Origin of the sequence: Tenacibaculum discolor (assembly GCF_003664185.1) — a bacterium.
Classification (GTDB): domain Bacteria; phylum Bacteroidota; class Bacteroidia; order Flavobacteriales; family Flavobacteriaceae; genus Polaribacter; species Polaribacter discolor.
The window spans coordinates 257,530-283,096 of the sequence record NZ_RCCS01000008.1; the positions used below are offsets into that span (position 1 = coordinate 257,530).

Here is a 25,567-nt window from a genome sequence, read left to right on the forward strand (position 1 = left end):
AATTTCATTCCCTTCAATATATGAAAAGATTGCTAATATTAATTTTTTTTCTAGGCACTTATTTTTGTCAAGCACAAAATTTACGGCTTACTGGAATCGTTTTAGATAAAAAAAATAATCAACCATTACCTTTTGTCACAATTACTTGTAAAAATACTTCTAACCAAATATTAACAGGTAGCATTTCTGATGAAAAAGGTAACTTTAAAATTGAAAAACTTCCTAAAGAGAGTTTGCTCTTAACTTTTCAATTTATTGGGTACAAAACTTTTGAAAAGAAAATTGACTTAAAAGAGCATAGTGAAATAGGAACAATTTTTCTTGAAGAAAATACTACTCAATTAGATGAAGTTGAAATACAAGGAGAAACTTCAACTATTATTCAAAAAATTGATAGAAAAGTTATTAATGTAGGTAATGACTTAACTGCTGCTGGAGCTACTTCATTAGAAATGCTTGAAAACATTCCTTCTATAGATATTAATCAACTCTCTGGAACCATAAGTTTGCGAGGAAATGAAAATGTTAAAGTTTTAGTGAATGGGAAACCTTCCAACATAAATACATCTCAGTTATTAAAACAAATACCTTCTAACTCAGTAAAAAGTGTTGAAATAATCACTAACCCTTCAGCAAAGCATACACCTGAAGGCATGAGTGGTATCATCAATTTAATTCTTAAAAAGAATACAAAAATTGGTTTTAACGGAAGTTTATCAGCCGGAGCAACTCAAAGTAGAAATCTAAGACCCGAACTTTCCTTAAATACAAACTATAAAACAGGTATAACTAATTTTTACCTAAACTATAATACAAGTTGGGGAGATTATGAAACCTTTAACGATTTAAAAAGAAACGACATTAACTTAACTCAAGATTTTGACTTTCTTAACAATTCAAACAACCATAATATTAAATTTGGTGTAGACATAGATGTTACTCCTAAAAGTATATTATCTATGTATACTTCTCTAAATTTTGATAATAATAGTTTAGCTACCAATACTCTTGTCCATGAAAACAACTCACTAGTTTTTAATAACAAAAGTTTTTCTGATTATGACCAAAAGGACAAAACTTATAACATTGATTATCTTTATAATTTTGATGATAATGGTCAAAGTTTAGAAGTTGAATTCAATCACTCTATCACAAAAAACCCTGAGAAAACCATTAACAAAGAATTAGTTAATCCAAATTCAAAAGAATATAATTATACAAACAATATAAAAGACACACGAAAACTCTGGTTATTAAATATTGATTATGTAAAACCTATAAAATCTGGAAAACTAGAATTTGGAGTTGAATTCAGAAAACAAGATTTTTACAATCAAATACTCACAGATAGAGAAGCAATAAATAGTTCAGCTACACTACAACCCGTAGGAAATACAACTCTAAATTATGACAAAAATATTTATTCAGGATATCTAAATTTTAACAAGGAGTTCAAAAAAATTTCAATTCAAGCAGGTATAAGATTAGAACAATTTAATTTAGATGCTCTTTTTTCGAATACTGAACAAGGAAACACCATTTTAAAAAATAATATTTTTAATTGGTATCCTTCAGCATCAGTTCTATACAGCTTTACTGAAAAAGATAAGTTACAATTTGCTTATAGTAGAAGAATTGACAGACCTTCAGCTTACCAAGTAACTCCTATTCAAGAATGGTTTTCGCCTCTAACTATATCAAGAGGAAACCTTAATTTACAGCCTCAATTCACAAACTCTCTAGAGCTTAATTATACCAAAACAATTACAAAGGGCTATATATCGTTCGGAACATTTTATCGAAGAACAAATGATAAAATTGGTCGATTATTACAACAAGATGAACAAACTCCAGACAGAATCATTACTTCATTTACCAATTACGATTATGCCGATAGTTATGGTATTGAACTTTCTGCTAGTCTTAAACCAACCAAATGGTGGACGTTAAATCCTTCTTTCGAAACTTACATTCAAGACTCTCAAGGTGTTTTAAACGGTAACTTTGAAACGGTAAAAAATACCTTAGTAAAAGGACGTATAAGTAACTCTTTTAAAGCTTCAAAAAAACTGAGTTTCCAATTATCAGGTATTTTTAGAGGTAAAAGTGAAAATATTCAATACAAAGTACAACCATATACAATGATTAATGCTGCAGCTAGATTAAAGATATTAAACGGTAAAGGAAGTATTACCTTGAGAGGTTCTGATATTTTTAATAATGCAAACTTTGATTACACATCAAATAATCCATTTATGCAAAAAGGAAAATACATCTTAGAATACAACTCAGTTTACCTAGGTTTTTCTTATAATTTTGGAAGTGGAAAAAATAAGAGTAAAAGTAGAAAGTACAGAGACGATAATGAATCTCAAGGAGGTATGTTTTAATAAAACATCTAAAACATTAATTATATACCTAAAACACTTAGCATTGGTACCTCTAACAAATATTGAATCTACCTCATAAATATTCTATTATTAACATAACATTTGGTTTTAGTAAACAAAATTACTATTTTGGTAATTAAATAAAATTAAAAAATGATGAAAAAAAAAGTAACAACTTTAGGGAGACAACTAAGTATTAATGAAAAAAAACAGGTTAGAGGAGCATACACCGATGATATTTGTTGCAAAAAACCAAGACTTGTTGTTTGTGAATGCAAAGATGACAATGATTTTGATAGAATTCAATAAGGATTAATCATTAATTAAATACCAAAAAATAGCTCTTATAAAATCAAAAAACTATTTTTAATAAAAATACCTAAACCCGAAGTCATAAAAACTTCGGGTTTTTTATTTTATATACAGTAAGTAAAATTACCAACGAATCACTACTGATCCCCAAGTAAATCCACTACCAAAAGCAGCCAACACTACTAAATCACCTTCATTTATTTTTCCTTTTTCCCAAGCTTCTGTCAATGCTATGATAACTGAAGCAGCAGTAGTATTACCATACTTCATAATATTATTATATACTTTATCATCAGACAACTGGAATTTCTTCTGAATAAATTGTGCAATACGTAAGTTTGCTTGATGAGGAATTAACATATCAATGTCTTCTTTTTGCAAACCGTTAGCTTCTAAACCTTCCATAATAGCTTCTGAAAAACGAACTACTGCATGTTTAAATACAAATTGTCCATTCATATATGGATAATATGAAGTATCATCAGGGTCGTTTTCTTCAATAATAGTATCAACCCATCTTCCTGTTGATGGTCCTATTAATGCCAATTCTTTAGCATGCTTTCCTTCCGAATGCAAATGAGACGATAAAATTCCTTTCCCCTCTTCTTCACTACGAGATAAAACTGCTGCTCCAGCACCATCACCAAAAATTACAGTCACTCCCCTACCTCTAGTAGATTTTTCTAAACCTCCAGAATGATTTTCAGATCCAATTACCAAGATATTCTTATACATTCCAGTCTTAATAAACTGATCAGCAACAGACATTGCATAAATAAACCCAGAACATTGATTACGAACATCTAATGCTCCAATAGTAGGCATATCTAACAAGTCTTGAATTTGTACTCCTCCTCCAGGGAAATATAATTCAGGACTCAACGTAGCAAAAACAATAAAATCTATATCATCTTTTGTTAAACCAGCACGCTCTATAGCTATTTTAGCTGCTTTAGCACCCATAACTGATGTAGAGTCATCAGATGTTTTTGGATCAATCCAACGACGTTCTTTAATACCAGTTCTTTCTTGAATCCATTCATCACTCGTCTCCATGAACTGAGTCAAGTCATCGTTAGTCACTACGTTCTCAGGAACATAATAACCTAATCCTGTAATTTTTGAGTTATACATATTTTTTTATGTTGATTATTTTGTTGTTAACAAATTAAAAGCCTGTAAAAGTATGAATTTTATATAATTCGTACAAAAAGTGTCATCTTGTCACTATTTTTTATTTGGTATTTTTTTTGACTATTCATTCAACAGAAAATAATATCAATTAAAAATATATACTTATGAGTAAAGGAAACATTAATGTATCGGTAGAAAATATATTTCCACTGATTAAAAAATTCTTGTATTCTGATCACGAAATCTTCTTACGTGAGTTAATTTCAAACGGAACAGATGCTACTACTAAATTAAAACACCTTATTTCAATTGGTGAAGCAAAAACTGAATTAGGTGATGCTAAAATTGAAATTAGTATTGATAAAGAAGCAAAAACCTTAACTATAAAAGACCAAGGTATTGGTATGACAATGGATGAGGTTGAAAAATATATTAATCAAATTGCCTTTTCTGGAGCTGAAGAGTTCTTAGAAAAGTATAAAGATGATAAAAACGAGACAGGCGTTATTGGTCATTTCGGGTTAGGTTTCTACTCTGCATTTATGGTTGCTGATAAAGTTGAAATCTTTACCAAATCATTCAAAGATGAGCCTGCTGCTCACTGGGTTTGTGATGGTTCTCCTGAATATACTTTAGTTGAACATGACAAAGCTGACAGAGGTACAGAAATCGTATTACACATTGCTGAAGATTCTACAGAGTTTTTAGAAGAAGGTAAAATTCGTGGATTACTAACTAAGTACAATCGTTTTAACCAAGTACCAATTAAGTTTGGAACCAAGAAAATAAACGATCCTGACTTCACTCCTCAAACTACAAAAGACGAAGATGGTAAAGAAGTAACGGAACCTCACAAACAAATTGAAGTTGATAACATCATCAACAATACTGAGCCAGCATGGACTAAAAAACCAGCAGATTTAGAAGATGAAGATTATAAAAACTTCTACCGTGAGTTATATCCAATGCAATTTGAAGAGTCTTTATTCCACATTCACTTAAATGTAGATTATCCATTCAACTTAACAGGAATTTTATACTTCCCTAAGTTGACACAGAACTTGGATATGCAAAAAGACAAGATTCAATTATACCAAAACCAAGTATTTGTAACAGATAATGTAGAAGGAATTGTTCCTGATTTCTTACAAATGTTAAAAGGTGTAATTGACTCACCAGATATTCCTTTAAATGTTTCTCGTTCTTATTTACAAGCTGACGGAGCTGTTAAAAAGATTTCTGGATATATCACCAAAAAAGTAGCTGATAAACTTTCTTCTTTATTCAAAAACAACCGTGAAGACTTTGAGCAAAAGTGGAACGATATCAAGGTTATTATTGAATACGGAATGTTATCAGAAGAAAAATTCTTTGATAAAGCAAAGAAGTTTGCCTTATATCCAACTGTTGATGGTAAATTCTTTACGTTTGATGAATTAGTTGAGAAAACTAAAGATACTCAAACTGATAAAGACGGAAATCACGTTGTTTTATATGCTGCACACAAAGATGCTCAACACAGTTATATTGAAGAAGCAAAAGCTAAAGGGTATGAAGTATTATTATTAGATTCTCCTATTGTTCCGCATTTAATGCAGAAGTTAGAAACTGAATCTGGTGATGCCAAAGTACAGTTTAAACGTGTAGATGCTGACCATGTTGATAATTTAATTAAGAAAGATGACACTGTAATTTCTAAATTTTCTGACGAAGAAAAAGAGAAATTAAAACCAGTTATTGAAGGCGCTGTAAACAACTCTAGCTACACAGTACAATTAGAAGCTATGGACTCTAGTGCTTCTCCTTTCTTAATTACCGTACCAGAATTTATGCGTCGTATGAAAGAAATGAGTGCTACTGGTGGTGGAATGATGGGAATGGGTAACATGCCAGAAATGTACAACTTGGTAGTAAACACTAATCATGAATTAGTATCAGAAATTTTAACTGCAGATGAAGACAAGCAAAAACAATTAGTATCACAAGCTTTTGATTTAGCTAAACTATCTCAAAACCTACTACATGGTGAAGAGTTAACCAACTTTATCAAACGTTCTTACGAATTAATTAAATAATGACGAATCGTCATAGATAAATTAGAACCCTCTTTCTAAAAAAAGGAGGGTTCTTTTTTTATAGTTGTCACCACAATGTTTATCCTACAACTAATAAATCATTTTACTACACCATTTAAATGCTATAAAAATTACAGGTAATTAACATTTAAAATCCCTTAATCATAAGCAAAGACTTTTGTTTTACAGTAAAATAAAAAAACGGAAGTTTCGTTTTAAACTGAATTAATTACTAATACCAATTAATAAAATCAATTATAGTTTACTATCTAACTAGAAAGGTATCTTCAACAAACTCAAAAAAAAGAAAACCACCATACTTATTACTTATATATACTTTTTTATAGTAATTTCCTTGGATATTAAACACCTTAAAAATAACACTAATTATAAAATTGTTTTTAACAAAAAAGAAAAAAACCAAATGCTAGTATATCGAAAATCAACTATATCTCTACTTCTATTTTTATCTCAATTTTTATTTACCATTAGCTGTATATCAAATGACTCTATAGATGTTAAGCTTATAAAAGAAATAAAAAAGAACAATGCTGACATCAGCGTAATTAAAAAGATAATTAAAAACGGGGCTAACGTAAATTATGAAGACGATTTACAAAATACTTCTTTGCATTGGGCATCATATAAAGGTCATTTAGAAATTGCTGAATACCTAATTAAATCTGGAGCTTTAATAAACAAAGTGAATAAAAATAATTTCACTCCATTAACAAATGCTATAAAAAATAAACATAAAGAGCTTGCTAAGATACTTATTTTAAAAGGATCAAACGTAAATGAACCTAAAGAAAGTTTTTTAAAACCATTATCCTTAGCCATTGATAAAGGTTATATTGAACTTGTTGATTTAATACTTTCAAAAGGTGCAGAGGTTAATCATATTGATAAAAACAACTATACTCCTCTTTTATTGGCCGTTGAATCCAATCAATTAAATATAGTTGAACTATTAATTAATGCTGGAGCAGATATTAACTTAGTTGCTAAAATTTCGCCACTTTCTATGGCAGCTAGACAAAATTATAAATCTATAGTTAAATTATTACTTTCAAAAGGTGCTTCAGTAAATTTAACTGGAAAACTTGGTTTATCTCCCCTTTATATGGCTGTGTATAACAATAATTCAGAAATTATAAAAATATTGATTGAGGCTGGAGCAGATCTCAATTTATTAGATAGATTAGGTGAATCTGTTCTATACAGAACCGTTTCTCAAAACCAAAAAGAAATTGTAAAATTATTACTTGAAAAAGGTGCAGACGTTTTATTAAAATATAAGTCAAATAAAGATACAGCATTAATGATCGCTGCAGAAAATGGTTATTTAGATATTGTAAAACTCTTGGTTTTACATAAAGCCCCCATAAGAACAATTAATTTGATGGACAACACAGCTTTATTTTTAGCAACTCAAAATAATCACTTAGAGATCGTTCAGTTTTTAACTAAACAATCAGCAGATATAAACAAACAAAATATGTTTGGTGAAACTCCTATTTCTAAAGCAGCAGAAAAAGGTTATTTAGAAATTGTAAAATACTTGATTAAATCTGGCGCCGATATAAATATACCAAAGTTAGACAAACAAACGCCCTTACATTTAGCAATAAGAAAAGGCCATGATAAAGTAGCTAGTTATTTAATTAACAACAATGCTAATATAGAAGCTGTTAGTAATGATGGAGAAACTCCTTTATATCTTGCTATAAATAATTCGAGATTAAAAATTGCAGAACAACTTATAACTGCTAAAGCCAATGTAGACACATCAACTCCTGAAGGTCAACCTCTTATACATACTGCTGCATACAAAGGAAATTTACAGATTTTAATACAATTAGTTAATGCCGGAGCTGATGTACACTCAGTTGAAGAATATTTTAAGATGACTATACTCCACTCTGCTATATTTTCAACAAAAATAGAAGTAGTGAAATACCTTCATAAAGCTGGAGTAAATCTAGATAAAACTAGTAAAAATGGAAGAACAGCTCTTCATTTTGCTTGTATTACAAACCAAAAAGAAATCGTAAAATATTTACTTTCTGTTGGTGCAGACACTACTATTAAAGATGATACAAAAAAACTAGCTATAGATTTAACAAATGATTCAGAAATAAAAAAACTCTTTAAATAAATTATTCAAATCCTCTTTGTTGATGCAAAGAGGTTTTTTACTTTTCAAGTATCTACAAAAAAACATTAGCTTCGTTTTAATAAAAAACTAATATCAATTTAAAACTATGACACATATTATTTGCTTTGGAGATAGTATTACCAGAGGTGAAAATGATAATGAAAAAGGTGGTTGGACAGATCGTTTGAAAGCTTACTGCATGGAACTTTTTCTAAAAAACAGAAAAGATGAAATTTGTGTTTTTAACATGGGAATTGGTAGAGAGACAACAGAAGGTCTAATTAAACGATTTGTAAATGAATTCGATACAAGGCTTTTAAAAGACGGAAATAATATTGTTACTCTAGCTTATGGTGCCAATGATATAGCTTCTTTAAATGGTAAAAACGCTGTTTCGATAGAAAAGTTTCGTGATAATCTCAACTTGTGTATTGACCATGCCTTAAAACACAATGCTACGGTATATTTAATCAATATACTTCCAGTCATAGAAGATGATAATAATACTAAAAAGAGGTCTTTAAAAGACATTTTAAGATACAACGATGCATTGTTATTAATAGCACAAAAACAAAACATTAATCTTATTGATGTACATAGCAAATTTGATATTACTAAAGAGAATTTACTCACCTACGATGGTGTTCACCCTAACGCTGAGGGACATGAAAAAATATCCAATATAATTAAAGAATCTATTTTACCTAATCACGATTAACAATCTAACCCTCTCTTTTTCTCTTTTTCTTTTTGGTATATTTGTTCACATTCAAAAATATAACCATGAAGAAAATCCTCTTAACTGTAGTAGCTACAGCTACTTTCCTAGTTTCTTGTAAGCAAGAAAAAAAGGAAGCAGTAAGCATTCCTACTCCAGAAAATACTGAATTCAATCAGTTATTAAAAGATTACAACGAAGGTAAACTACAATTAAATCCTGTAAGTGCGACTTTTGCAGGTGATAATCGTTTTAACGACCAATTTCCTAATACGTTGTCTGATAAATATCAAGCAAAAAGTAATGAGTTTTTCAAAAATTATAAAGAAAAACTTAACAACTTTAAAGACGCTGACTTAAACGAAAGTCAACAAATGAGCAAAGCTGTTCTTGATTGGGATTGTGATATGGCATTGGCACAAGCTAGCTATAAAAATGATTTACTAATGCCAATCAACCAAATGTGGACAATTAACCTTACCATGGGACAATTAGCAAGTGGTAGTAGCGCACAACCTTTTAAAACAGTTGAAGATTACGACAATTGGTTAAGCAGATTAGACAAATACAATACTTGGTTACAATCGGCTAAAGAACGTATGCAGCAAGGAATGAATGAAGGGTATGTGTTACCTAAATCATTGATTAAAAAAGTAATTCCACAGTTTGAAAGCTTAACAATTGTAAAAACTTCTCCTGAAGGAATTACAGATTTTTCAGAGCATTTATTTTATTCTCCAATAAACACTTTACCAGCTGATTTTTCTGATGCTGATAAAACAAGGTTGACAGAAGCATATAGCAACATGTTGAATGATAAATTAATTCCGTCATTCAAAGCCATGTATGAGTTTTTAAACTCAGACTATTTAGCTGCTGGTAGAGAAAGTAGTGGTATTTCTGATATTCCTAATGGAAAAGCATACTACCAACATGCTATTAAAAATTATACCACTACCAATATGAATGCTGATGAAATTCATGAATTAGGGTTGAAAGAAGTTACTAGAATTTTGGCAGAAATGGAAAAAGTAAAAGCACAAGTAGGTTTTGAAGGAAGTTTAAAAGAATTCTTTGATTTTGTTCGTAACAACAAGGAATTAATGCCATATACTGAGCCACAACAAATCATTGATAATTTTAATGCGATTCACGAAAAAATGAAGCCACAATTAGAAAAGTTATTTGGTAACAAACCAAAAACTCCTTTTGTGGTAAAACAAACTGAAAAATTCAGAGAAGCTTCTGCAAGTGCTGAATACAACCCTGGTTCATTAGATGGGACTCGTCCTGGAGTTTTCTACACCCCTATTCCTGATGCAACTAAATACAATGTATTTTCTGATGAAGCGTTGTTTTTACACGAAGCTATCCCTGGTCATCACTATCAAATTTCATTAACACAAGAAAATGAAGATTTACCCGATTTTAGAAAAACGTTATGGTACAGCGCTTATGGTGAAGGTTGGGCGTTATATACTGAGAATTTAGGTAAAGAATTAGGTTTATACACAGACCCATATCAATACTTCGGAATGTTAGGTATGGAAATGCACCGAGCTATTCGTTTGGTAGTTGATACAGGAATCCATGCTAAAGGTTGGAGTCGTGAAAAAGCAATTCAATATTCATTAGATAACGAAGCTGAAGGTGAAGCTAGTATTATCTCTGAAATTGAGCGTTATATGGCGAATCCTGGACAAGCGTTATCTTATAAAATAGGGCAATTGAAAATCCGTGAATTACGTGCAAAAGCCAAAAAGGAATTAGGCGATAAATTCGATATTAAAGAATTCCATAATCAGGTTTTAGAGACAGGATGTATTCCTTTAGCGCTATTAGAAAACAAAATTGACAAGTGGATTGCTTCTCAAAAGTAATCTCACTACTTTAATAAAAAATAAAAATCCGCTTTGATAACTCAAAGCGGATTTTTTTATCAGTTAAATTTTCTAGTAAAATGGTTTTTCAAATAATAGATTTGTACAAATACCATTACGGTAAAAAAGAAGCAAGCACTTAGCATTAAATTTGATACTGTGATATTTTCAAATAAATTTGGCAATTGAATATTCGATAAATAATCCATTTTTATCTCGGGTATTTGAAGCCAACTTGATGAAGCTCCTTTCGATACAAACAAAATACTAACAGCTAATATACCCGCTAATACAAACCATACTCTTTTAGATATTAATGGTGCTGCTTTATAAATAGAAGGTTGCTCTTCTTTTAAAATCGCATTCATAATATTTGTTGTAAAATCAATAGATGGTGTCTCTGCTTCTATTTCGTTGATATACTTTTTTGTAAAAGTATCCAACTCTTTAATATCTTTATTTTCTCCCATAATGTTTTATCAATTCAGGTTCTACTTTTTTCTCTACTATACTCAGTAAACTCTTTCTAGCTCTATGTAATTTCACTTTAACATTCGCTTCAGAAAAATCGGTTACTTCTACTATTTCCTTCAAACTTAATTCTTCAAAATAAAACATCCACAAAATTGTACGTTCTTCTTCAGGTAAACTTAACAAACAGTTATTAATCACTTGTGCTCGTTCTTTTCGTTCAATCCCTTCTAAAATACTATCAGCAGATTTAATTCTATTGATAGTTACCTCATCAATTATATCAGTATTATACCTTTCTTTATTCTTCTTTAAGCTATCTAAGCAAGTTCTGTATGTTATTTTATACAACCAAGTAGAAAACTTAGACTCTCCTTTAAACTTGCTCAAATTCTTATAAGCTTTTATAAAAGTATCTTGTGATATTTCTTCAGCCTCTTCTCTACTCTTTACCATTTTTAACGCCAACGAAAACACCATTACTTTATACTTTCCAACTAAAAAAGCATAAGCATTAGCATCTCCTCTAAGGATCTTATCTATATAAGTTTGATCGTTAATAATAGTCGTTTTATACTATGACTGTACTTAGTTAAAAAAGGTTACAACTATTCATTAAAAAAATTAAAAATATTCTGTAACCTTTTTTTAAATGTAGCTGTCATACTTGTAAACACATTAAAAATAATCATTTTAAACTCAAAAATATGGAAGTAGCAATTGTATTTATGTTCTTGTTTGCAGTAATATTCGGAATCTTTTATTTATTCTATTCAACAAGAAATAAGGAACGTTTAGCTTTAATTGAAAAAGGTGTAGATGCCAAAATTTTTATGCAAGGCGAAAAAAAGCGTTCTACATTAACAGGTAGGGTAATTATCTTAAACTTAGCTTTATTAGCTATGGGAATAGGTGTTGGTGTTTTATTAGGTGCTATTTTAAGTTCTTTATTTGGATATAGTGGCTCTTGGGCAGATAGACCATCAAATGCTATTGACTCAGAAGTTTTCTTTATCTCATCTATTTTTCTTTGTGCAGGTGGGGCCTTATTAATCGGTTTTAATCAAACTAAAAAATTAGACAACGAATAAAGTTTGTTTAAATAATAAACTACTTTAATAAATATGTTAAAAGAGAATAAAGCTAATTTTATTCTCTTTTTTGTTTTGTAATTTAGTAAGCTAAATTCCTTAACATGAGAAAATTCACAGTACTATTCTTACTAATTTCTACAACAATATCAGCGCAAACCGACACTAAAATATACGATATTATTAATGCTGTTTCAGCAGATAGAATTAAAACTGATATTACTACTCTAACAAATTTCGGAACACGCCATACACTAAGTGATACAATTTCAAATACTCGTGGAATTGGAGCGGCACGTCGTTGGATTAAATCTGAATTTGATAAAATATCTTCTGATTGCAACAACTGTTTAGAGGTATTTTACCAAAAAGACTTTGTAAAAAAAGGAACCAATAGCAGAATCACCAAAGATGTTTGGGTCGTTAATGTTGTTGCTATTCAAAAAGGAACAAAATATCCTAACAATTACATTGTAATGAGTGGTGATATTGACTCAAGAATTTCCGATCCTAATAATTTTACTGATGATGCGCCTGGAGCTAATGACAATGCTTCTGGTATGGCAGGAACAATTGAAGCTGCTCGTGTTTTAAGTAACTATAACTTTGAAAACAGTATTATTTATGTTGGATTGTCTGGTGAAGAACAAGGCCTATTTGGTGGAAAAGGATTAGCTATATATGCAAAAGAAAAAAACTGGAATATTATTGGTGTAATGAATAATGACATGATAGGAAATATTAAAGGTGTTGACGGCGTAATTGATAATCGTACGTTTAGAATCTTTTCTGAACCTGTGCCTCCAACAGAAGCAGAACGCCAACGAAAAGCACGTCGTTTTTATGGTGGTGAGGTCGATGGTATTTCACGTCAGCTAGCTCGCTATATATACAAAACTACCAAAACGTATATGCCAGAAATGAATCCGAAAATGATTTATCGCTTAGACAGATTTGGTCGTGGTGGACATCATAGACCTTTTAACGATGCTGGTTTTGCTGGTATTAGAATTATGGAAGCTCATGAGAATTACACACAACAACACCAAGATATTAGAACAGAAAACGGAATTGAATATGGTGATAAACTTAAGTTTGTAAACTTCGATTACGCTAAAAAATTAACCGCTGTAAACGCTATTAACTTAGCTAGTATTGCTGCTGCACCACCTTCTCCTAAAAATGTAGGAATTGGAGGTATTGTTGAAGCTTCTGCTAAACTTCAATGGGATAAAGTTGATGGTGCTAAAGGATATAAAATCTACTGGAGAGACACTACTTCTCCTACTTGGGATCATTTCAAATATGTGGAAAATACTACTGAGTTTACTTTAGACGGAATTGTTTTAGATAATTACTTCTTCGGTGTAAGTGCTGTTGGCAAAAACGGACATGAAAGTATAGTTTCATTCCCTTCAAAAATTATACGTTAATAAATGCATAATAAACCTCATTTATATTTTAAAACTCATATTGAATGGCGAACTTGGTTGTTAGACAACCATAATGAAAGTGACGGTGTTCATCTAATTTTATACAAAGTTGATGTTGACATACCTAGCATGCGATGGGAAGAAGCCGTAAAAGTAGCTTTATGCTTTGGTTGGATTGATAGCACTGTAAAAAGTTTAGGAGATGGAAAAAGGAGACAATATTTCTGCCCTAGAAAACCTAAAAGTGTTTGGAGTGCTTTGAACAAGAAATATATCAAGGAACTAACTGCTTCCGAATTAATGCATCCATCCGGAATTGCTTCTGTTGAAATTGCTAAAAAAAATGGTTCTTGGAATTCTTTAGACCCTGTAGAAAAATTAATTGTTCCTGAAGACCTACAAATTGAGTTTGATAAAAATCCAACTGCTTTTAACAACTATCAAAACTTTTCACCATCTTATCGTAAAAGTTATTTGTACTGGATACATCAGGCTAAAAAAGAAGCCACAAGAACAAAACGAATTAATGAAATCATACGTTTATGTATTATCAATCAAAAGTCTAGATGATTTTTAGTATTTTGTACTCCAATCAATCAACTATATGCAACTAGAATCCCTCGTTAAAAATTTTAAAAACAAAGATGTAAAAGCTTTTGAAAGCCTCTACGAAATGTACAAACAAAGCGTTACTGGTGTAGTTTATAATATTGTTAGAGATCAAACAATAGCAGAAGAAATAACACAAGATGTTTTTATAAAAGCTTGGAATAATGCAAATACATATTCCGAAAAAAAAGGACGTTTTTTCACATGGATTATAAATATTGCTAGAAATGCAGCTATTGATAAAACAAGATCTAAAAACTTTAAGAACAGTTCTAAAAACCTTGATGCCGAAATTTTCGTAGATATATTAGAGAACCACGACAGTTTAGACTCTAAAACTGATGCAATTGGTATAAAAAACTTTGTAAACAAGTTAAAAGGTACTTGTATTAAGGTTATAGAGCTTCTTTACTTTAAAGGCTTTACACAAAAAGAGGTTTCTGAAAGTTTAAAAATGCCTCTTGGCACTGTAAAAACTAGAAGCCGAAATTGTATTAACGAATTAAGACTTATGCTTAAATAATGGCTACAAATAAACACATAGAATCTGGAATACTAGAACTGTACATAGCTGGAGCTCTTTCTGATAAAGAAAATGAGCAGGTATATAGCTTGATGATGGAACATCCTGAGATTATAGAAGAAGTAAAAGAGATTGAAAAATCTATTTCTATTCTTACTTCTCATGTTGCTCCTAAAGATGCTAAAAATTCTTTTAAAGATGTTTTAATAAAAATGTTACAAGAAAAAGAAGATTCTGCAAAGACAATTCCTTTACGAACATCAAAAAATAATTGGGTAACTTATACTGGATGGGCTGCTGCCTTAGTTGTTGGAAGTACTTTAATTTTATCTTTAAATAAGAGTGCTAATTTACAAGGTCAAATAGACACTATTAACGAGGCTAAAGAACAATATGAAATTCAGTTAGACAAAACAAATACCGATTTAGCTGAAAACAAAAAGCTTTTAGCGGTAATAAGAAGTAAAGACATAGTTACGGTTCCTTTACAAGGACAAAAAGTATATCCAGAAGCTTATGCAAAAGTATACTGGAACAAAAACTCTAAAAACATTTACTTAGATGTTCAAGGTTTACCTGATCCACCAAAAGGAAAGGTATACCAAGTATGGTCTTTAAAACTTGATCCGTTATCTCCAACCAGTTTAGGTACTATAGATAACTTTACTGCTAGTGATAATAAAATATTTACTATTAATAACCCTAATGATTCACAAGCTTTCGGTATTACTTTAGAGCCTGCAGGTGGAAGCGAAACACCTACTTTAGAACAATTATATACTCTAGGTGCAGTATAAATAATAATTACTTATAAATTAATATAGCCGCTTTAAGCGGCTATATTTTTGTTGTCATTAATCCTTCTAAAAAAATGACAACTTATCAAGTCCCCCCGGACTATCATAATTTCTAAAAAGAATATCGTATTGTAGCTTTTGTAGAAAATGGAGTTCCTGGTGTAAAGTGAATTTCCTCTACTGGGTTTGGCTCATTTTGCAACCTCGATTCCGTAGCAAACTGTGTTTCATTCCAAGCAACATCAAAAATATTTTCTAACGATACGCCTAATGTTATGTTATTTATTTTATAACTAATATTTGCATCGGTAACAAAATAACCTTCTGCTACTATTGAGTTATCTTCATTCGCAGGTCTATCTCCCAAGTATCTGTAATTTATACCTCCTGAAAAATTCTTATAATTATTTACTGATAGTCCTCCTGTTACTGTCACTTTAGGAGCTAAAGGAATATTGTTTTCTCCAGACGGATCGTCAACACTTTCTGCTTTTGTAAAAGTAGCATCACTATCAAAATATAACCAATCTGTTAATTGATATCTAATCCCTAAATCAATACCATAACGTTGTGCTTCTCCTGAAGGCTCTACAATACCAGCATCTCCAACATATACTAATTCATCTTCTGAAAGCAAATACCATAATGCTGTATTTATAGCTACTTTTGAAGTAGGCTTCCAAACAGTTCCTAAATCAACACCATAAGCTCTTGGTAATGTTTTCCTATTAGGTTGTGTAGCCACTACCCTAGTATCATTTGAATGAAAGCCTATTCCTGATTTTAAAAACCATTGAATTTTAGTATTTGGAGTATAGGTTACATTTATTTTAGGGTTTACTACTACTTGTGATTTAGAAAATGTTTTGTACTCATCTAATAAGTAATCATTGTAGTTAAATTTTAAATAATCTAAACGTAACGCCGGCGCTACCATAAATTTTCCAAACTCAAATTCACTGTTTACAAAAGCATAATAATTCGTTTGATTTACCTTTCCTAATTGAATTTGATCTAATACTTCTTTTCTTTGAAGTGTATGCGATAACTCTAAATTATCTACAATATCAGCACGTAAACCTGTTCCGAAAGTTAACTCTACAGGTGTATTTGATAATTGTGTTTTCTTTTTAAACTGTGTGTTAAACCCGAAAACATCTCTGTTTTCAGTTTGCTTTATTTGATCTCCGTTTACAGGATCTTCTAAGAAGAAAGTAAAGTTTGAAAATAAATTGAAGTTATAATTTGAATAGAAAACGTTTGAAGTTACACTAACATCATTCTTTAAAACTTTTGAGTGTTCTAAGTTTATGTTCGTTCGTGAAGTTGTTCCTCCTTCAGTATCATCAATTGAACCAAAACGAGTAATATTTCCATTGTCTACTTCTCTTTGTGGTATTTGTCCTGAAGCATCCCACTTACTCGTAAAATGCGAAGCTGATAATGACAAACTGCTATTATCTTTTAAAAAGGTTCTATACTTCGTAAAAATATTAATTCGACTAAAATTTTGTGGAGACTCCACAAAACCATCTGTCTCTAAATATTCGATAGCAACATAAGCATTATCTGTACTGTTTTTATCTAACAAATTAAACATACCTAATGTTCTAAATGTATTGAATTGACCAATACCTACTTCTACTCTACTATTTTCTAAATATGTTTTTGTTTTAAAGTCTACATATCCAGCTGTATTAAAATCTCCTTTACTAGCATAATAAGGTCCTTTTCCGAAGTTAATTTTTTCAATAGTTTCAGGAATAATGAAATGTAAATCACTATATCCTTGTCCATGAGCATGAGAAACCATATTTACAGGTGTTCCGTCTACCGACAATGCTATATCAGTACCGTGATCAATATCAAAACCTCTTAAAAATATTTGTTCAGCTTTTCCTCCTCCAGCGTGTTGACCTATAAAAAGCCCCGGTACTCGTTGTAAAATTTGTTGAGATGAGTTTACTGGTTTTTTATCTAAATCAACTCTAACAATTGTTTGTAATGGATCTCTTTTATTAGACAATACCATTTCATCTAACAAAAAACTTTTCATCTCTAAAAGAACTGTCTTAGGAGATTTTAAATCACTTTTCTTTAATTGTAAATTGATCTTTTTATACCCTAGAATCCCAAACTCAATAATATCTCCTGCTTTTGAATTATCTAAGATAAATTCTCCATTAACTTTCGTATGTGTGTGGCTATTACTGGTAGTATTATATACATATACATTCTCTAAAGGCTTTTTATTGGTATTAAATACCTTTCCTTTAAATTGTTGTGAAAATACATGGCAGCTACCTAGCAATAATGCTAAAAATAAAATATTTGCTTTCAAAATACTGGGGTTTAATTATATACTTAAAATTTTTTCTGTCATCAACGGACCTAATTCAAAAGAGCTTTCTAATAACTCATCTTTTAAAGCCATAGCTTTGTCATTAATTCCATTTGCTTTGTAAATTTCAGCTATATGATACTGTATTTCGGGCTCGAAAGTTTTATCTACTACATATGTATTAATTACTTCTAAAGCTTTTTTAAAGTCTTTATTTTTGTAATAATACCAGGCTAGTAAATCGTAAGATTGTGGCGTAGACCTACTTTCTATTTCTTTTTCGATGTATGATAATGCACTAGATGTGTCATTAAATTCTTCTAAATATAATTTAGCTAGATGCTGATTATACATTACACCATATGAGCTATTTTTTACAGCCGATAAATATACCTCTATATTACTTTCTTTCATTGTTAAATTATTCTTAAACTCGGCTATTTCTGCCTTTAACAAATAGTAATCTGGAGAAGAATGTTCGTTACTTATAATATCTAAAATTCGTAGTGCTTCATCTGCATTTTTATCATGAGAATATACAATCCAAGCAATACCTTTTTTTGCATACGCATTACTGTTATCTAGTTCTAATGCTTTTAAGTATAAATTATAAGAATCCTTTATTTGACCGTTATGCCCATAAAAGTCAGCTAAATTGGTATAACTCCATGCTTTTAAATCTTTATTATTAGCTTCTTCTGCTTTTTTCATGGCCTTTTCCATAAATCGAATTGCTGAAGACAAATCTCCTTTATAATCATGCCATTTAGAAACTCTTATTAGATAATCAAAGTCAGCATAGTTTTCAATTTTAGCTAAGTATTTAGAAGCTTTATTAGGTTCACCTAACTCTAAATAAACATCAAACAACATTTTTTGAGTAGCATTTAGGTTCTCTCCATTTACCTCGGCTTTTTTTAGTAGTTCTAACGATTCTTTAAATCGATGTTGAGAGATATAGTTTCTTGCTAGAGATCGTAAATGTGAAGCTTTGTTATAATTCGTTTTTTGATTGATTTTTAACAGCTTCTTTTCCGCTTCTATCAAATAAGAAATATTTCCTTTTTCTGAGAAAAGTAATGTATTAGCCTTTGCTATTTTACTTAAATATGGATACTGTGTTGGCTGATTGTTTAATTTTTTCTGCCAAAAATCTAGTTCTTTTTGAGCTAACGATTCTGAAGTAACTACTGTTTTTTGTAAATACTTATTATACTCTTCTTGGCTAGCTACTTTTGTTGTTTTTGAAGTTGTACAACTCAATATACTACTACTTAGAATAGCACATATAATTATTTTAATAGTTTTCATTTTAGAAGGATTTTTAGTTAATAGTTTGTTTAAAAATTGGTTGCTAAAAAGCAACCAATTTTAATTATAGGAGGTTTTGTCATCCTGTTTTACCAAGGACTTGCCAAATATGGAAAAGAGCTTAAAAAGTCTTTATCATTTGCATCTACATGATCATCTGATAATGTTGGATTTTCAGAAAAGTCTTCTCCTCCAAAAATCAATAATAGCTCAACGGTAATCACATCATCTGCTAAAGCTCTACCTGTTAACACATTGGTTCCATCGTAAAAAGTTGTTGTACCATCTAATGAAACGGTTAATACATCGGTAGCTAAAACACTCGCAAAAGTTGCTGCGTCTAAACCTAATGCATTCGTATCTCCAGCATTTGCATATGCAGGGCTTAATGCTTTTAAATTCGTTTCAAACATTGCTGCAAAATTTGCTCCTTGCTCAGATGGTATTGTTACATTAAATGCATCTTTCATATCGCTATTTACAAAAACAGTATTCACTGCTGGTCTACCCATTTGGTCTTTTTGCATGTAACTTCCCGAGAAGTCAATAGAAGCCATTGGTGGTATGTTATTATCATCATCACTACAACTTGCTAAGGCAAAAATTGATAGGATTGAAATTGCTAAGATTTTTATATTGTTAAGTTTCATGTCTTTGAATTTTAAAGTTGATTGTTTTTTACTGCTTCGTTTTAGTTTCTACCCAAGTATTAATAGTACCTGAGCCTCCAATCATAGATTTTGGTACCTCTACTACTACTGATAATACATTAGTACCTGCAAAAGTATCTGCTCCTGGATCATTAAAACCACCTGCATTTCCTGCAATAATTTCACCGTATTGAGCAAAATCCATAAAGAAAGGATCGTCTCTAGGTCCTGCAAAAAACTGCATTCCTCCTTTACTACCAACTATGGCACTAGATCCATAAGGAGTTATAGAAACACCATACTCTGACCCATCTTGTGGTAACATACTAGTTAAACCAGTTGTTGATGGACTATATGGACCAAAAAAGTACATTTTTCCATCTCTTGGAATTGCTTGAATTACTAAATCTTCAACTTTGTCATCATTGTTATCGATATTAAATTCAATCAATACATTTTCATCAAAACTTGCTGATGCTGTAGCTGAAGGACTTAATAATCCCTGAATATTTGCTACAAAAACAAGATTACTTGTATTTTCTCCTTGGAAAGCATAAAAGTCTGTAATATCACTTGAGCCTCCTGTTACGTCTGGAGCATCAATGTGATCGGCTGCTAATAAGACTAAACCTATTAATGCTAAAGCACCGGCTCCAATAATTAATTTCATTTTTTTCATGGTTGTAAATTTTAAAGTTAATTACTCATTCAACCATACTTACGAGAAAATAGCAATGACGGTTTTTATTTTTTTAACTTTTTTTTATAAAAACATGAAACCCTCCTATTTTAAAGGGATTACAGGTGATTTTTTTTATACTCTTCTTTTATCTATTCATTTCTTTAAAAATGAATGTTTATTTTTGAGTACTATGGCTACAATATTAATTACAGGCGGAACAGGGTTAATTGGAAAAGAGTTAACCAAAAAATTAACTAGTAAAGGGCATGTGGTAAACATTCTTACCCGAACACCTAAAAAGAATAATGAGTTTCGCTGGAATGTAAAAGAAAGTTTTATTGATAAGGATGCTTTTAACAATGTTAGCCATATTATTCACTTAGCTGGAGCAGGTATAGCAGATAAACGATGGACTAATGAAAGAAAGAAAGAATTGATAAATAGCCGTGTAAAAACAGCTAATTTACTGTTCAATAAAGTACAAGAATACCAAGTACCTCTTGAAAAATTTATTTCTGCTTCTGGTATAGGATATTATGGAGCTGTTACTTCTGACAAAGTATTTACAGAAAAAGATAAACCTGAAAATGATTTTATCTCTAAAATTTGTGTAAAATGGGAGAATGCTGCTCTTCAATTTGAACAAATAGATATTCCTGTAACCATTTTACGAACTGGTGTCGTTCTTTCAAAAAATGGAGGGGCTTTACAAAAAATGAATACTCCTTTATTTTTATCTGCCTTAGGAAACGGTAAACAATATATGCCTTGGATTCATGTTGATGATTTATGTGAACTCTATTCAAAAGCAATAGAAGACAAAGACTTTAATGGTATTTTTAACGCTGTTGCTCCTGAACATCAAACCAACGAAAGTTTTACAAAATTACTTGGAAAAAGTATTAATAAACCAGTACTTCCAATGAACGCTCCTTCATTTATTTTAAAAACTGCTTTAGGAGAAATGGCTTATATCTTATTAAAAGGAAGTAGAGTTTCTTCTAAAAAAACAAATAGTAATTATACTTTTATTTTTCCAACCTTAAAAACTGCTTTAACTAATATTTATAATGAATAATAAGCTTGAAAATCCTGTTTGGCATTCGTTATGTGAAACACATCAAAAATTTGCTATCAATTATGATAGTGTGAAATTTTATAATCCTACAGTTTGTCCTTTCGGTGCTTTTACTGATGCTTCAAAAACTACTGAAGCTTTAAATGAATATTCGAAACTTACAGATCAATTCTTTTTGGTTTCTGAAAATAAAACTCCTACTTACGACAAAGACAAAATTCTTCTGTACAAAAAGATTGATGGCTGTCAAATGGTTTTAGAAAACATAACAGATGTTGACATTACCGAAGAGATTATACCATTAACTGAAAAACATGTTGATGAAATTTATAACCTAGTATGGTTAGTAATGCCTGGTTATTACAGAAAAAGAACATTTGATATGGGAAAGTATTTTGGAATTTTTAAGAATAATAAACTTGTTGCTGTAACTGGACAACGCATGCAAACTGACAATTTTATTGAAGTTAGTGCTGTAGTTACTCACCCTGAGCATACCAGAAAAGGATTAGCTAAACAACTTTCTCAACATGTTACTAAAGAAATTTTAAAAGATGGAAAACATCCTATTTTACATACCAATAAAGGAAATCCAGCAATACAACTTTATGAAAAGTTGGGATATAAACTAACAAGAGATATGAATTGGTGGTTTTTTCATAAAAAATAAGAGCTCAGAAATTTCTGAGCTCTTTTCTTTTTATTTGGTTAATTCTGGTACTGATGTATAAATATAATCACCATGTTTACCTGTAAAATACTTACTCATTTTCTTTCCAAACTCTTTTCTTTTAGCTTCGTCAGACCAATGTTCTCTATAAAGTTCATTACTTCTTTTTCCCATTTTATCTAAATCTCCCATTGACTCTATTACATAAGCTCTGGTATACTCTGTTCTATCAGATCCCCAAGCGTGTCCGTGTTGATAAAATCCTTTTATAAATTCATTTTTTTGAATAACATTATCTAAATATTGTTTAGATAATTCATCAAATTCTTTCATTGAGCCATCTTCTGGAAATGCAAAATGTCCTTTTACTACTAACCAAATCATTTCTTTATTTGTGGGTTGTAACATCTTTGCTCCCCCAATTGGTGCATAAATTTCATCTGAATGATGGTGTGTGTAGTAAGCATCCTTTTTCTTAAAATATGCAGCTCTTTCATCTTTATCTGGCCAAGCCTCTTTTGCTAACTCACCACTTCTTTTGTAAGCTTTGTCAATATTATCCCAAGAAGAATACGTGTTTACAAAAATTATCTCTGTATTATCTGGTGTAAAACGATGTAAAAAAACAAAAGATCTTAAAATAAATTCATTCTTTTTTACAACTTTGTCTAAAAATTCTTTTTCTACAGCAATCCATTCTCCTTTATCAAAGTTTTCATAATTAAGGTTCCAGTGCCCCGTCGTGACAGTTATATACTCAGGACGTTGATTCTCTTCTTGTGAAAAGATAGTTGATGGAATAACCATGAGTAATAGAAATCCCATTAATAGCTTAAGTTTAACCGTTTTCATAATAGTTAAGTTTTAGTTATGATTGAAAAATGTAATTATGGGTTTGCTTAAGAAATATATTATAAACTAGCCCCTTATTGAGAAGTATAATGAGAGTTTTACAAAATTAACAAATTATAACACATTATGAGTAAGTATTTTAACTGTATTTATCATAAAAAAAGCTCAGAATAAATTCTGAGCTTTCAAGTAAGTATATGATTAATATGTTTTTAACCTTTAGTAAACTTAGCTGTCATGTTAGTTGTTGCATCTTGTCCTTGAATCTTCATTGTCATATTTATGTTTGACTCTAAAGGCATACCAGAACCTCTATCTATATCCATCGCTCCTGTAATATCTCCATCAGCAGCTCCTGTAACTTTTCCTGAAATATCTATTAAAACATTTTTAGAAGATATTGATTTTACTTTGTAGGTAAAGCTGAAGTTCATTGCTCCGTCATTCTTAGTTTTTGTCCAAGTATCTCCTACAGCAACTGCCTCTTTAGGGTAAATTACACTACTAGATTGTTTTGTAATATCTTTTGCCCCTTGAATATTACTAGGCTCAACCTTTGTTTCTAAGATATTTCCTAGGTTATCACCTTTAGTCATAATTGTAGCTGATAACATAGGCTGCATTTTAGACTTCATCATTTTTCCTGTCTCATCTAATTCTTCATCCTTTTTAGATGAGTCATATGATATATTCACTGCTCCTTGCTTCATATCCATTACCATTTTGGTAATTTTAGAACTACTTTCATATGTATCGCCTGAAACACCTGTTATATTATATTTCATTTGAATATGCATATTATTTGTCATTATTCCAGTACCTATAACTTGAGCCATTTTCATATCCATAGTATACTTTTGTCCTTTCTCATAGTTTAAACGAAGTAACACCTTTTCTTGTGCAAAACTCACCATTGTTACACCTAAAAAAAGTGCTATTAAAATTTTTCTCATCTTTTTTTGATTTCTATTAGTAGTTAAAGTAGCTAATATAGTTAAAAATAAAAAAGGCTTAGGTGAAATACCTAAGCCTTTTAAAATATTATGTCGCTTTTTTAAAAATCTTGATTTACATCCCAAGATTCTAAAATTTCTTTTAATGTTTTAATAAACATACCTCCTAAAGCTCCATTTACCACTCTATGATCATAAGAATGTGATACAATCATTTTGTGACGTATTCCTATAAAATCTCCTTCTGAAGTTTCAATAACAGCTGGCTTTTTAACAATAGCTCCTAAAGCTAAAATTGCAACTTGAGGTTGGTTAATTATTGGTGTACCTGTAATACTTCCAAAACTACCAACATTCGTTACTGTATAAGTTCCTCCCTGAATTTCGTCTGGTTTTAACTTATTAGCACGAGCTCTACCTGCTAAATCGTTTACTTGCTTAGTCATACCAACTAAATTTAACATATCAGCGTTTTTAATTACTGGTACAATTAAATTTCCATCAGGTAAAGCTGCTGCCATTCCTAAGTTTACATTTCCTCTTTTAATGATTTTATCTCCATCAACAGAAATGTTTATCATTGGATGCTTCTTAATTGTAGAAGCTACCGCTTGCATAAATATTGGTGTAAATGTTAACTTCTCCCCTTCTCTTTGTTGGTAAGCATTTTTAACTTTATTTCTCCAATTAACAATATTTGTTACGTCAATTTCAATAAATGATTGTACATGAGCTGATGTTTGAATAGAGTCAACCATATGTTTAGAGATTAATTTCCCCATACGGCTCATTTCTATAATTTCATCTTGACCACTTAACGAAACTGGAGTTGGTGCTGGTGCCGATTGAGGTACCGATTTCTTCTCTGTTGAAGCTGGCGCTGCAACTGTTGGTTGACTTCCTCTATTTTCTAAATATGATAAAATATCATTTTTAGTAACTCTTCCTTCTTTACCAGTTCCTTTTATAGTTTCTAACTCTTCTACAGATATTCCTTCTGTTTGCGCAATACTTTTTACTAATGGTGAATAAAAACGATCGCTTGATGAAGTATCAATCGTAGTCGCTACTGTCTCTTTAGCTACTTCAACTGTTTTTTCTACTGCTGCAACAGTTTCTGGTTTAACCTCTTCTTTCTTAGGTGCGTCTACTGTAGCTCCTTCTTCTCCTTCTGTTTCTATAATTGCAATAGTTTCACCTACTTGTACAACAGCATCTTTTTCAAATAAGATTTCAACTAAGGTTCCTTCTACTTCACTAGGTACTTCACTATCTACTTTATCTGTAGCTACTTCAACAACGGTATCATCTATATCAATAGTTTCTCCAACTTCTTTTACCCAAGAAGTTATTGTTGCTTCTGCAACGCTTTCGCCCATTTTAGGCAACTTCAATTCGTATCTAGCCATAGTGTATAATTTTAAACGCTTGCGAAGTTA

23 protein-coding genes are annotated in these 25,567 nt (G+C 30.7%); 13 read left to right on the forward strand and 10 right to left on the reverse strand.

Going from position 1 to position 25,567, the window contains the following annotated elements; genetic code table 11:
- Window positions 1-20 precede the first annotated feature (20 nt).
- The gene (locus C8N27_RS11645; protein WP_121147504.1) at window positions 21-2,390 is read left to right on the forward strand and encodes a TonB-dependent receptor domain-containing protein; all 2,370 of its coding nucleotides are present in this window, start codon (window positions 21-23) and stop codon (window positions 2,388-2,390) included.
- A 153-nt stretch (window positions 2,391-2,543) separates the two neighbouring features.
- Window positions 2,544-2,699, forward strand: a complete 156-nt coding sequence (locus C8N27_RS15950) for a hypothetical protein (RefSeq protein WP_167444753.1) — start codon at window positions 2,544-2,546, stop codon at window positions 2,697-2,699.
- Between the two features lie 126 nt (window positions 2,700-2,825).
- Here C8N27_RS15950 and C8N27_RS11650 read toward each other — a convergent pair whose 3' ends face one another.
- Window positions 2,826-3,836 (reverse strand): 3-oxoacyl-ACP synthase III family protein, encoded by a 1,011-nt coding sequence (locus tag C8N27_RS11650; protein ID WP_099213744.1) that lies wholly within the window; start codon window positions 3,834-3,836, stop codon window positions 2,826-2,828.
- 164 nt (window positions 3,837-4,000) lie between these two features.
- Between C8N27_RS11650 and htpG the strand changes: the two genes are divergently transcribed.
- From htpG to C8N27_RS11670, 4 genes are all read left to right on the forward strand, one after another.
- The gene (htpG, locus tag C8N27_RS11655) at window positions 4,001-5,911 is read left to right on the forward strand and encodes a molecular chaperone HtpG (RefSeq protein WP_121147505.1); all 1,911 of its coding nucleotides are present in this window, start codon (window positions 4,001-4,003) and stop codon (window positions 5,909-5,911) included.
- 424 nt (window positions 5,912-6,335) lie between these two features.
- On the forward strand, window positions 6,336-8,069 hold the full coding sequence (locus C8N27_RS11660; RefSeq protein WP_147431728.1) for an ankyrin repeat domain-containing protein: 1,734 nt from the start codon (window positions 6,336-6,338) through the stop codon (window positions 8,067-8,069).
- A gap of 106 nt (window positions 8,070-8,175) precedes the next feature.
- Window positions 8,176-8,787 carry an SGNH/GDSL hydrolase family protein gene (locus C8N27_RS11665; protein WP_121147507.1) on the forward strand — a complete coding sequence of 204 codons (612 nt, stop codon included), beginning with the start codon at window positions 8,176-8,178 and terminating at the stop codon, window positions 8,785-8,787.
- A 65-nt stretch (window positions 8,788-8,852) separates the two neighbouring features.
- Window positions 8,853-10,667, forward strand: coding sequence for a DUF885 domain-containing protein (locus C8N27_RS11670; protein WP_121147508.1), 1,815 nt, complete (start codon window positions 8,853-8,855; stop codon window positions 10,665-10,667).
- 59 nt (window positions 10,668-10,726) lie between these two features.
- On the opposite strand, the gene C8N27_RS11675 is transcribed toward C8N27_RS11670, so the two are convergent.
- Together C8N27_RS11675 and C8N27_RS11680 are read right to left on the reverse strand one after the other, a co-directional pair.
- Window positions 10,727-11,137 (reverse strand): hypothetical protein, encoded by a 411-nt coding sequence (locus C8N27_RS11675; protein ID WP_121147509.1) that lies wholly within the window; start codon window positions 11,135-11,137, stop codon window positions 10,727-10,729.
- Window positions 11,124-11,702, reverse strand: a complete 579-nt coding sequence (locus C8N27_RS11680) for an RNA polymerase sigma factor (protein WP_317125079.1) — start codon at window positions 11,700-11,702, stop codon at window positions 11,124-11,126. Before C8N27_RS11680 ends, C8N27_RS11675 begins: the two co-directional genes overlap by 14 nt.
- Before the next feature lie 143 nt (window positions 11,703-11,845).
- Between C8N27_RS11680 and C8N27_RS11685 the strand changes: the two genes are divergently transcribed.
- The 5 genes from C8N27_RS11685 to C8N27_RS11705 all read left to right on the forward strand — a co-directional run bounded on the left by C8N27_RS11685 (window position 11,846) and on the right by C8N27_RS11705 (window position 15,591).
- Complete coding sequence (locus C8N27_RS11685; protein WP_028890977.1) at window positions 11,846-12,229, forward strand: DUF6249 domain-containing protein; 384 nt, start codon at window positions 11,846-11,848, stop codon at window positions 12,227-12,229.
- 104 nt (window positions 12,230-12,333) lie between these two features.
- Window positions 12,334-13,662 carry a M28 family peptidase gene (locus C8N27_RS11690; protein WP_121147511.1) on the forward strand — a complete coding sequence of 443 codons (1,329 nt, stop codon included), beginning with the start codon at window positions 12,334-12,336 and terminating at the stop codon, window positions 13,660-13,662.
- A 3-nt stretch (window positions 13,663-13,665) separates the two neighbouring features.
- On the forward strand, window positions 13,666-14,232 hold the full coding sequence (locus tag C8N27_RS11695) for a YdeI/OmpD-associated family protein (protein ID WP_121147512.1): 567 nt from the start codon (window positions 13,666-13,668) through the stop codon (window positions 14,230-14,232).
- A 34-nt stretch (window positions 14,233-14,266) separates the two neighbouring features.
- Window positions 14,267-14,794 carry an RNA polymerase sigma factor gene (locus C8N27_RS11700; RefSeq protein ID WP_121147513.1) on the forward strand — a complete coding sequence of 176 codons (528 nt, stop codon included), beginning with the start codon at window positions 14,267-14,269 and terminating at the stop codon, window positions 14,792-14,794.
- On the forward strand, window positions 14,794-15,591 hold the full coding sequence (locus C8N27_RS11705) for an anti-sigma factor (protein WP_121147514.1): 798 nt from the start codon (window positions 14,794-14,796) through the stop codon (window positions 15,589-15,591). The genes C8N27_RS11700 and C8N27_RS11705 overlap by 1 nt, the downstream gene beginning before the upstream one ends.
- Before the next feature lie 112 nt (window positions 15,592-15,703).
- Here C8N27_RS11705 and C8N27_RS11710 read toward each other — a convergent pair whose 3' ends face one another.
- The 4 genes from C8N27_RS11710 to C8N27_RS16160 all read right to left on the reverse strand — a co-directional run bounded on the left by C8N27_RS11710 (window position 15,704) and on the right by C8N27_RS16160 (window position 20,572).
- The gene (locus C8N27_RS11710) at window positions 15,704-17,932 is read right to left on the reverse strand and encodes a TonB-dependent receptor (protein ID WP_121147515.1); all 2,229 of its coding nucleotides are present in this window, start codon (window positions 17,930-17,932) and stop codon (window positions 15,704-15,706) included.
- A 15-nt stretch (window positions 17,933-17,947) separates the two neighbouring features.
- The gene (locus C8N27_RS11715; protein WP_121147516.1) at window positions 17,948-19,243 is read right to left on the reverse strand and encodes a tetratricopeptide repeat protein; all 1,296 of its coding nucleotides are present in this window, start codon (window positions 19,241-19,243) and stop codon (window positions 17,948-17,950) included.
- Window positions 19,244-19,332: 89 nt separating this feature from the next.
- The gene (locus C8N27_RS16155) at window positions 19,333-19,893 is read right to left on the reverse strand and encodes a DUF4331 family protein (RefSeq protein WP_099213759.1); all 561 of its coding nucleotides are present in this window, start codon (window positions 19,891-19,893) and stop codon (window positions 19,333-19,335) included.
- A gap of 28 nt (window positions 19,894-19,921) precedes the next feature.
- Window positions 19,922-20,572 carry a DUF4331 family protein gene (locus C8N27_RS16160; RefSeq protein ID WP_099213760.1) on the reverse strand — a complete coding sequence of 217 codons (651 nt, stop codon included), beginning with the start codon at window positions 20,570-20,572 and terminating at the stop codon, window positions 19,922-19,924.
- Window positions 20,573-20,765: 193 nt separating this feature from the next.
- Between C8N27_RS16160 and C8N27_RS11730 the strand changes: the two genes are divergently transcribed.
- A complete protein-coding gene (locus C8N27_RS11730) occupies window positions 20,766-21,653 on the forward strand; it encodes a TIGR01777 family oxidoreductase (protein WP_121147582.1) in 888 nt (295 codons plus the stop codon).
- Complete coding sequence (locus C8N27_RS11735; protein WP_121147517.1) at window positions 21,646-22,323, forward strand: GNAT family N-acetyltransferase; 678 nt, start codon at window positions 21,646-21,648, stop codon at window positions 22,321-22,323. The genes C8N27_RS11730 and C8N27_RS11735 overlap by 8 nt, the downstream gene beginning before the upstream one ends.
- A gap of 30 nt (window positions 22,324-22,353) precedes the next feature.
- Here C8N27_RS11735 and C8N27_RS11740 read toward each other — a convergent pair whose 3' ends face one another.
- The 3 genes from C8N27_RS11740 to C8N27_RS11750 all read right to left on the reverse strand — a co-directional run bounded on the left by C8N27_RS11740 (window position 22,354) and on the right by C8N27_RS11750 (window position 25,537).
- Window positions 22,354-23,175, reverse strand: a complete 822-nt coding sequence (locus C8N27_RS11740; RefSeq protein ID WP_121147518.1) for a hypothetical protein — start codon at window positions 23,173-23,175, stop codon at window positions 22,354-22,356.
- A 212-nt stretch (window positions 23,176-23,387) separates the two neighbouring features.
- Entirely contained in the window at window positions 23,388-24,128 is a 741-nt protein-coding gene (locus C8N27_RS11745) for a DUF6263 family protein (protein ID WP_147431729.1), read from the reverse strand.
- A gap of 101 nt (window positions 24,129-24,229) precedes the next feature.
- Window positions 24,230-25,537 (reverse strand): dihydrolipoamide acetyltransferase family protein, encoded by a 1,308-nt coding sequence (locus tag C8N27_RS11750; protein ID WP_121147520.1) that lies wholly within the window; start codon window positions 25,535-25,537, stop codon window positions 24,230-24,232.
- Window positions 25,538-25,567: the final 30 nt, after the last annotated feature.

Excerpts from the sequence above, each read along its gene's own strand:
- C8N27_RS15950 (WP_167444753.1), top strand. The coding sequence starts at position 2,544 with ATGATGAAAAAAAAAGTAACAACTTTAGGGAGACAACTAAGTATTAAT.
- C8N27_RS16160 (WP_099213760.1), bottom strand. The coding sequence starts at position 20,572 with ATGAAAAAAATGAAATTAATTATTGGAGCCGGTGCTTTAGCATTAATA.
- C8N27_RS11665 (WP_121147507.1), top strand. The coding sequence starts at position 8,176 with ATGACACATATTATTTGCTTTGGAGATAGTATTACCAGAGGTGAAAAT.
- C8N27_RS11705 (WP_121147514.1), top strand. The coding sequence starts at position 14,794 with ATGGCTACAAATAAACACATAGAATCTGGAATACTAGAACTGTACATA.
- C8N27_RS11735 (WP_121147517.1), top strand. The coding sequence starts at position 21,646 with ATGAATAATAAGCTTGAAAATCCTGTTTGGCATTCGTTATGTGAAACA.
- C8N27_RS11745 (WP_147431729.1), bottom strand. The coding sequence starts at position 24,128 with ATGAGAAAAATTTTAATAGCACTTTTTTTAGGTGTAACAATGGTGAGT.
- htpG (WP_121147505.1), top strand. The coding sequence starts at position 4,001 with ATGAGTAAAGGAAACATTAATGTATCGGTAGAAAATATATTTCCACTG.
- C8N27_RS11650 (WP_099213744.1), bottom strand. The coding sequence starts at position 3,836 with ATGTATAACTCAAAAATTACAGGATTAGGTTATTATGTTCCTGAGAAC.
- C8N27_RS11700 (WP_121147513.1), top strand. The coding sequence starts at position 14,267 with ATGCAACTAGAATCCCTCGTTAAAAATTTTAAAAACAAAGATGTAAAA.
- C8N27_RS11695 (WP_121147512.1), top strand. The coding sequence starts at position 13,666 with ATGCATAATAAACCTCATTTATATTTTAAAACTCATATTGAATGGCGA.
- C8N27_RS11670 (WP_121147508.1), top strand. The coding sequence starts at position 8,853 with ATGAAGAAAATCCTCTTAACTGTAGTAGCTACAGCTACTTTCCTAGTT.
- C8N27_RS11685 (WP_028890977.1), top strand. The coding sequence starts at position 11,846 with ATGGAAGTAGCAATTGTATTTATGTTCTTGTTTGCAGTAATATTCGGA.
- C8N27_RS11715 (WP_121147516.1), bottom strand. The coding sequence starts at position 19,243 with ATGAAAACTATTAAAATAATTATATGTGCTATTCTAAGTAGTAGTATA.
- C8N27_RS11675 (WP_121147509.1), bottom strand. The coding sequence starts at position 11,137 with ATGGGAGAAAATAAAGATATTAAAGAGTTGGATACTTTTACAAAAAAG.
- C8N27_RS11740 (WP_121147518.1), bottom strand. The coding sequence starts at position 23,175 with ATGAAAACGGTTAAACTTAAGCTATTAATGGGATTTCTATTACTCATG.
- C8N27_RS11730 (WP_121147582.1), top strand. The coding sequence starts at position 20,766 with ATGGCTACAATATTAATTACAGGCGGAACAGGGTTAATTGGAAAAGAG.
- C8N27_RS16155 (WP_099213759.1), bottom strand. The coding sequence starts at position 19,893 with ATGAAACTTAACAATATAAAAATCTTAGCAATTTCAATCCTATCAATT.
- C8N27_RS11660 (WP_147431728.1), top strand. The coding sequence starts at position 6,336 with ATGCTAGTATATCGAAAATCAACTATATCTCTACTTCTATTTTTATCT.
- C8N27_RS11690 (WP_121147511.1), top strand. The coding sequence starts at position 12,334 with ATGAGAAAATTCACAGTACTATTCTTACTAATTTCTACAACAATATCA.
- C8N27_RS11750 (WP_121147520.1), bottom strand. The coding sequence starts at position 25,537 with ATGGCTAGATACGAATTGAAGTTGCCTAAAATGGGCGAAAGCGTTGCA.
- C8N27_RS11645 (WP_121147504.1), top strand. The coding sequence starts at position 21 with ATGAAAAGATTGCTAATATTAATTTTTTTTCTAGGCACTTATTTTTGT.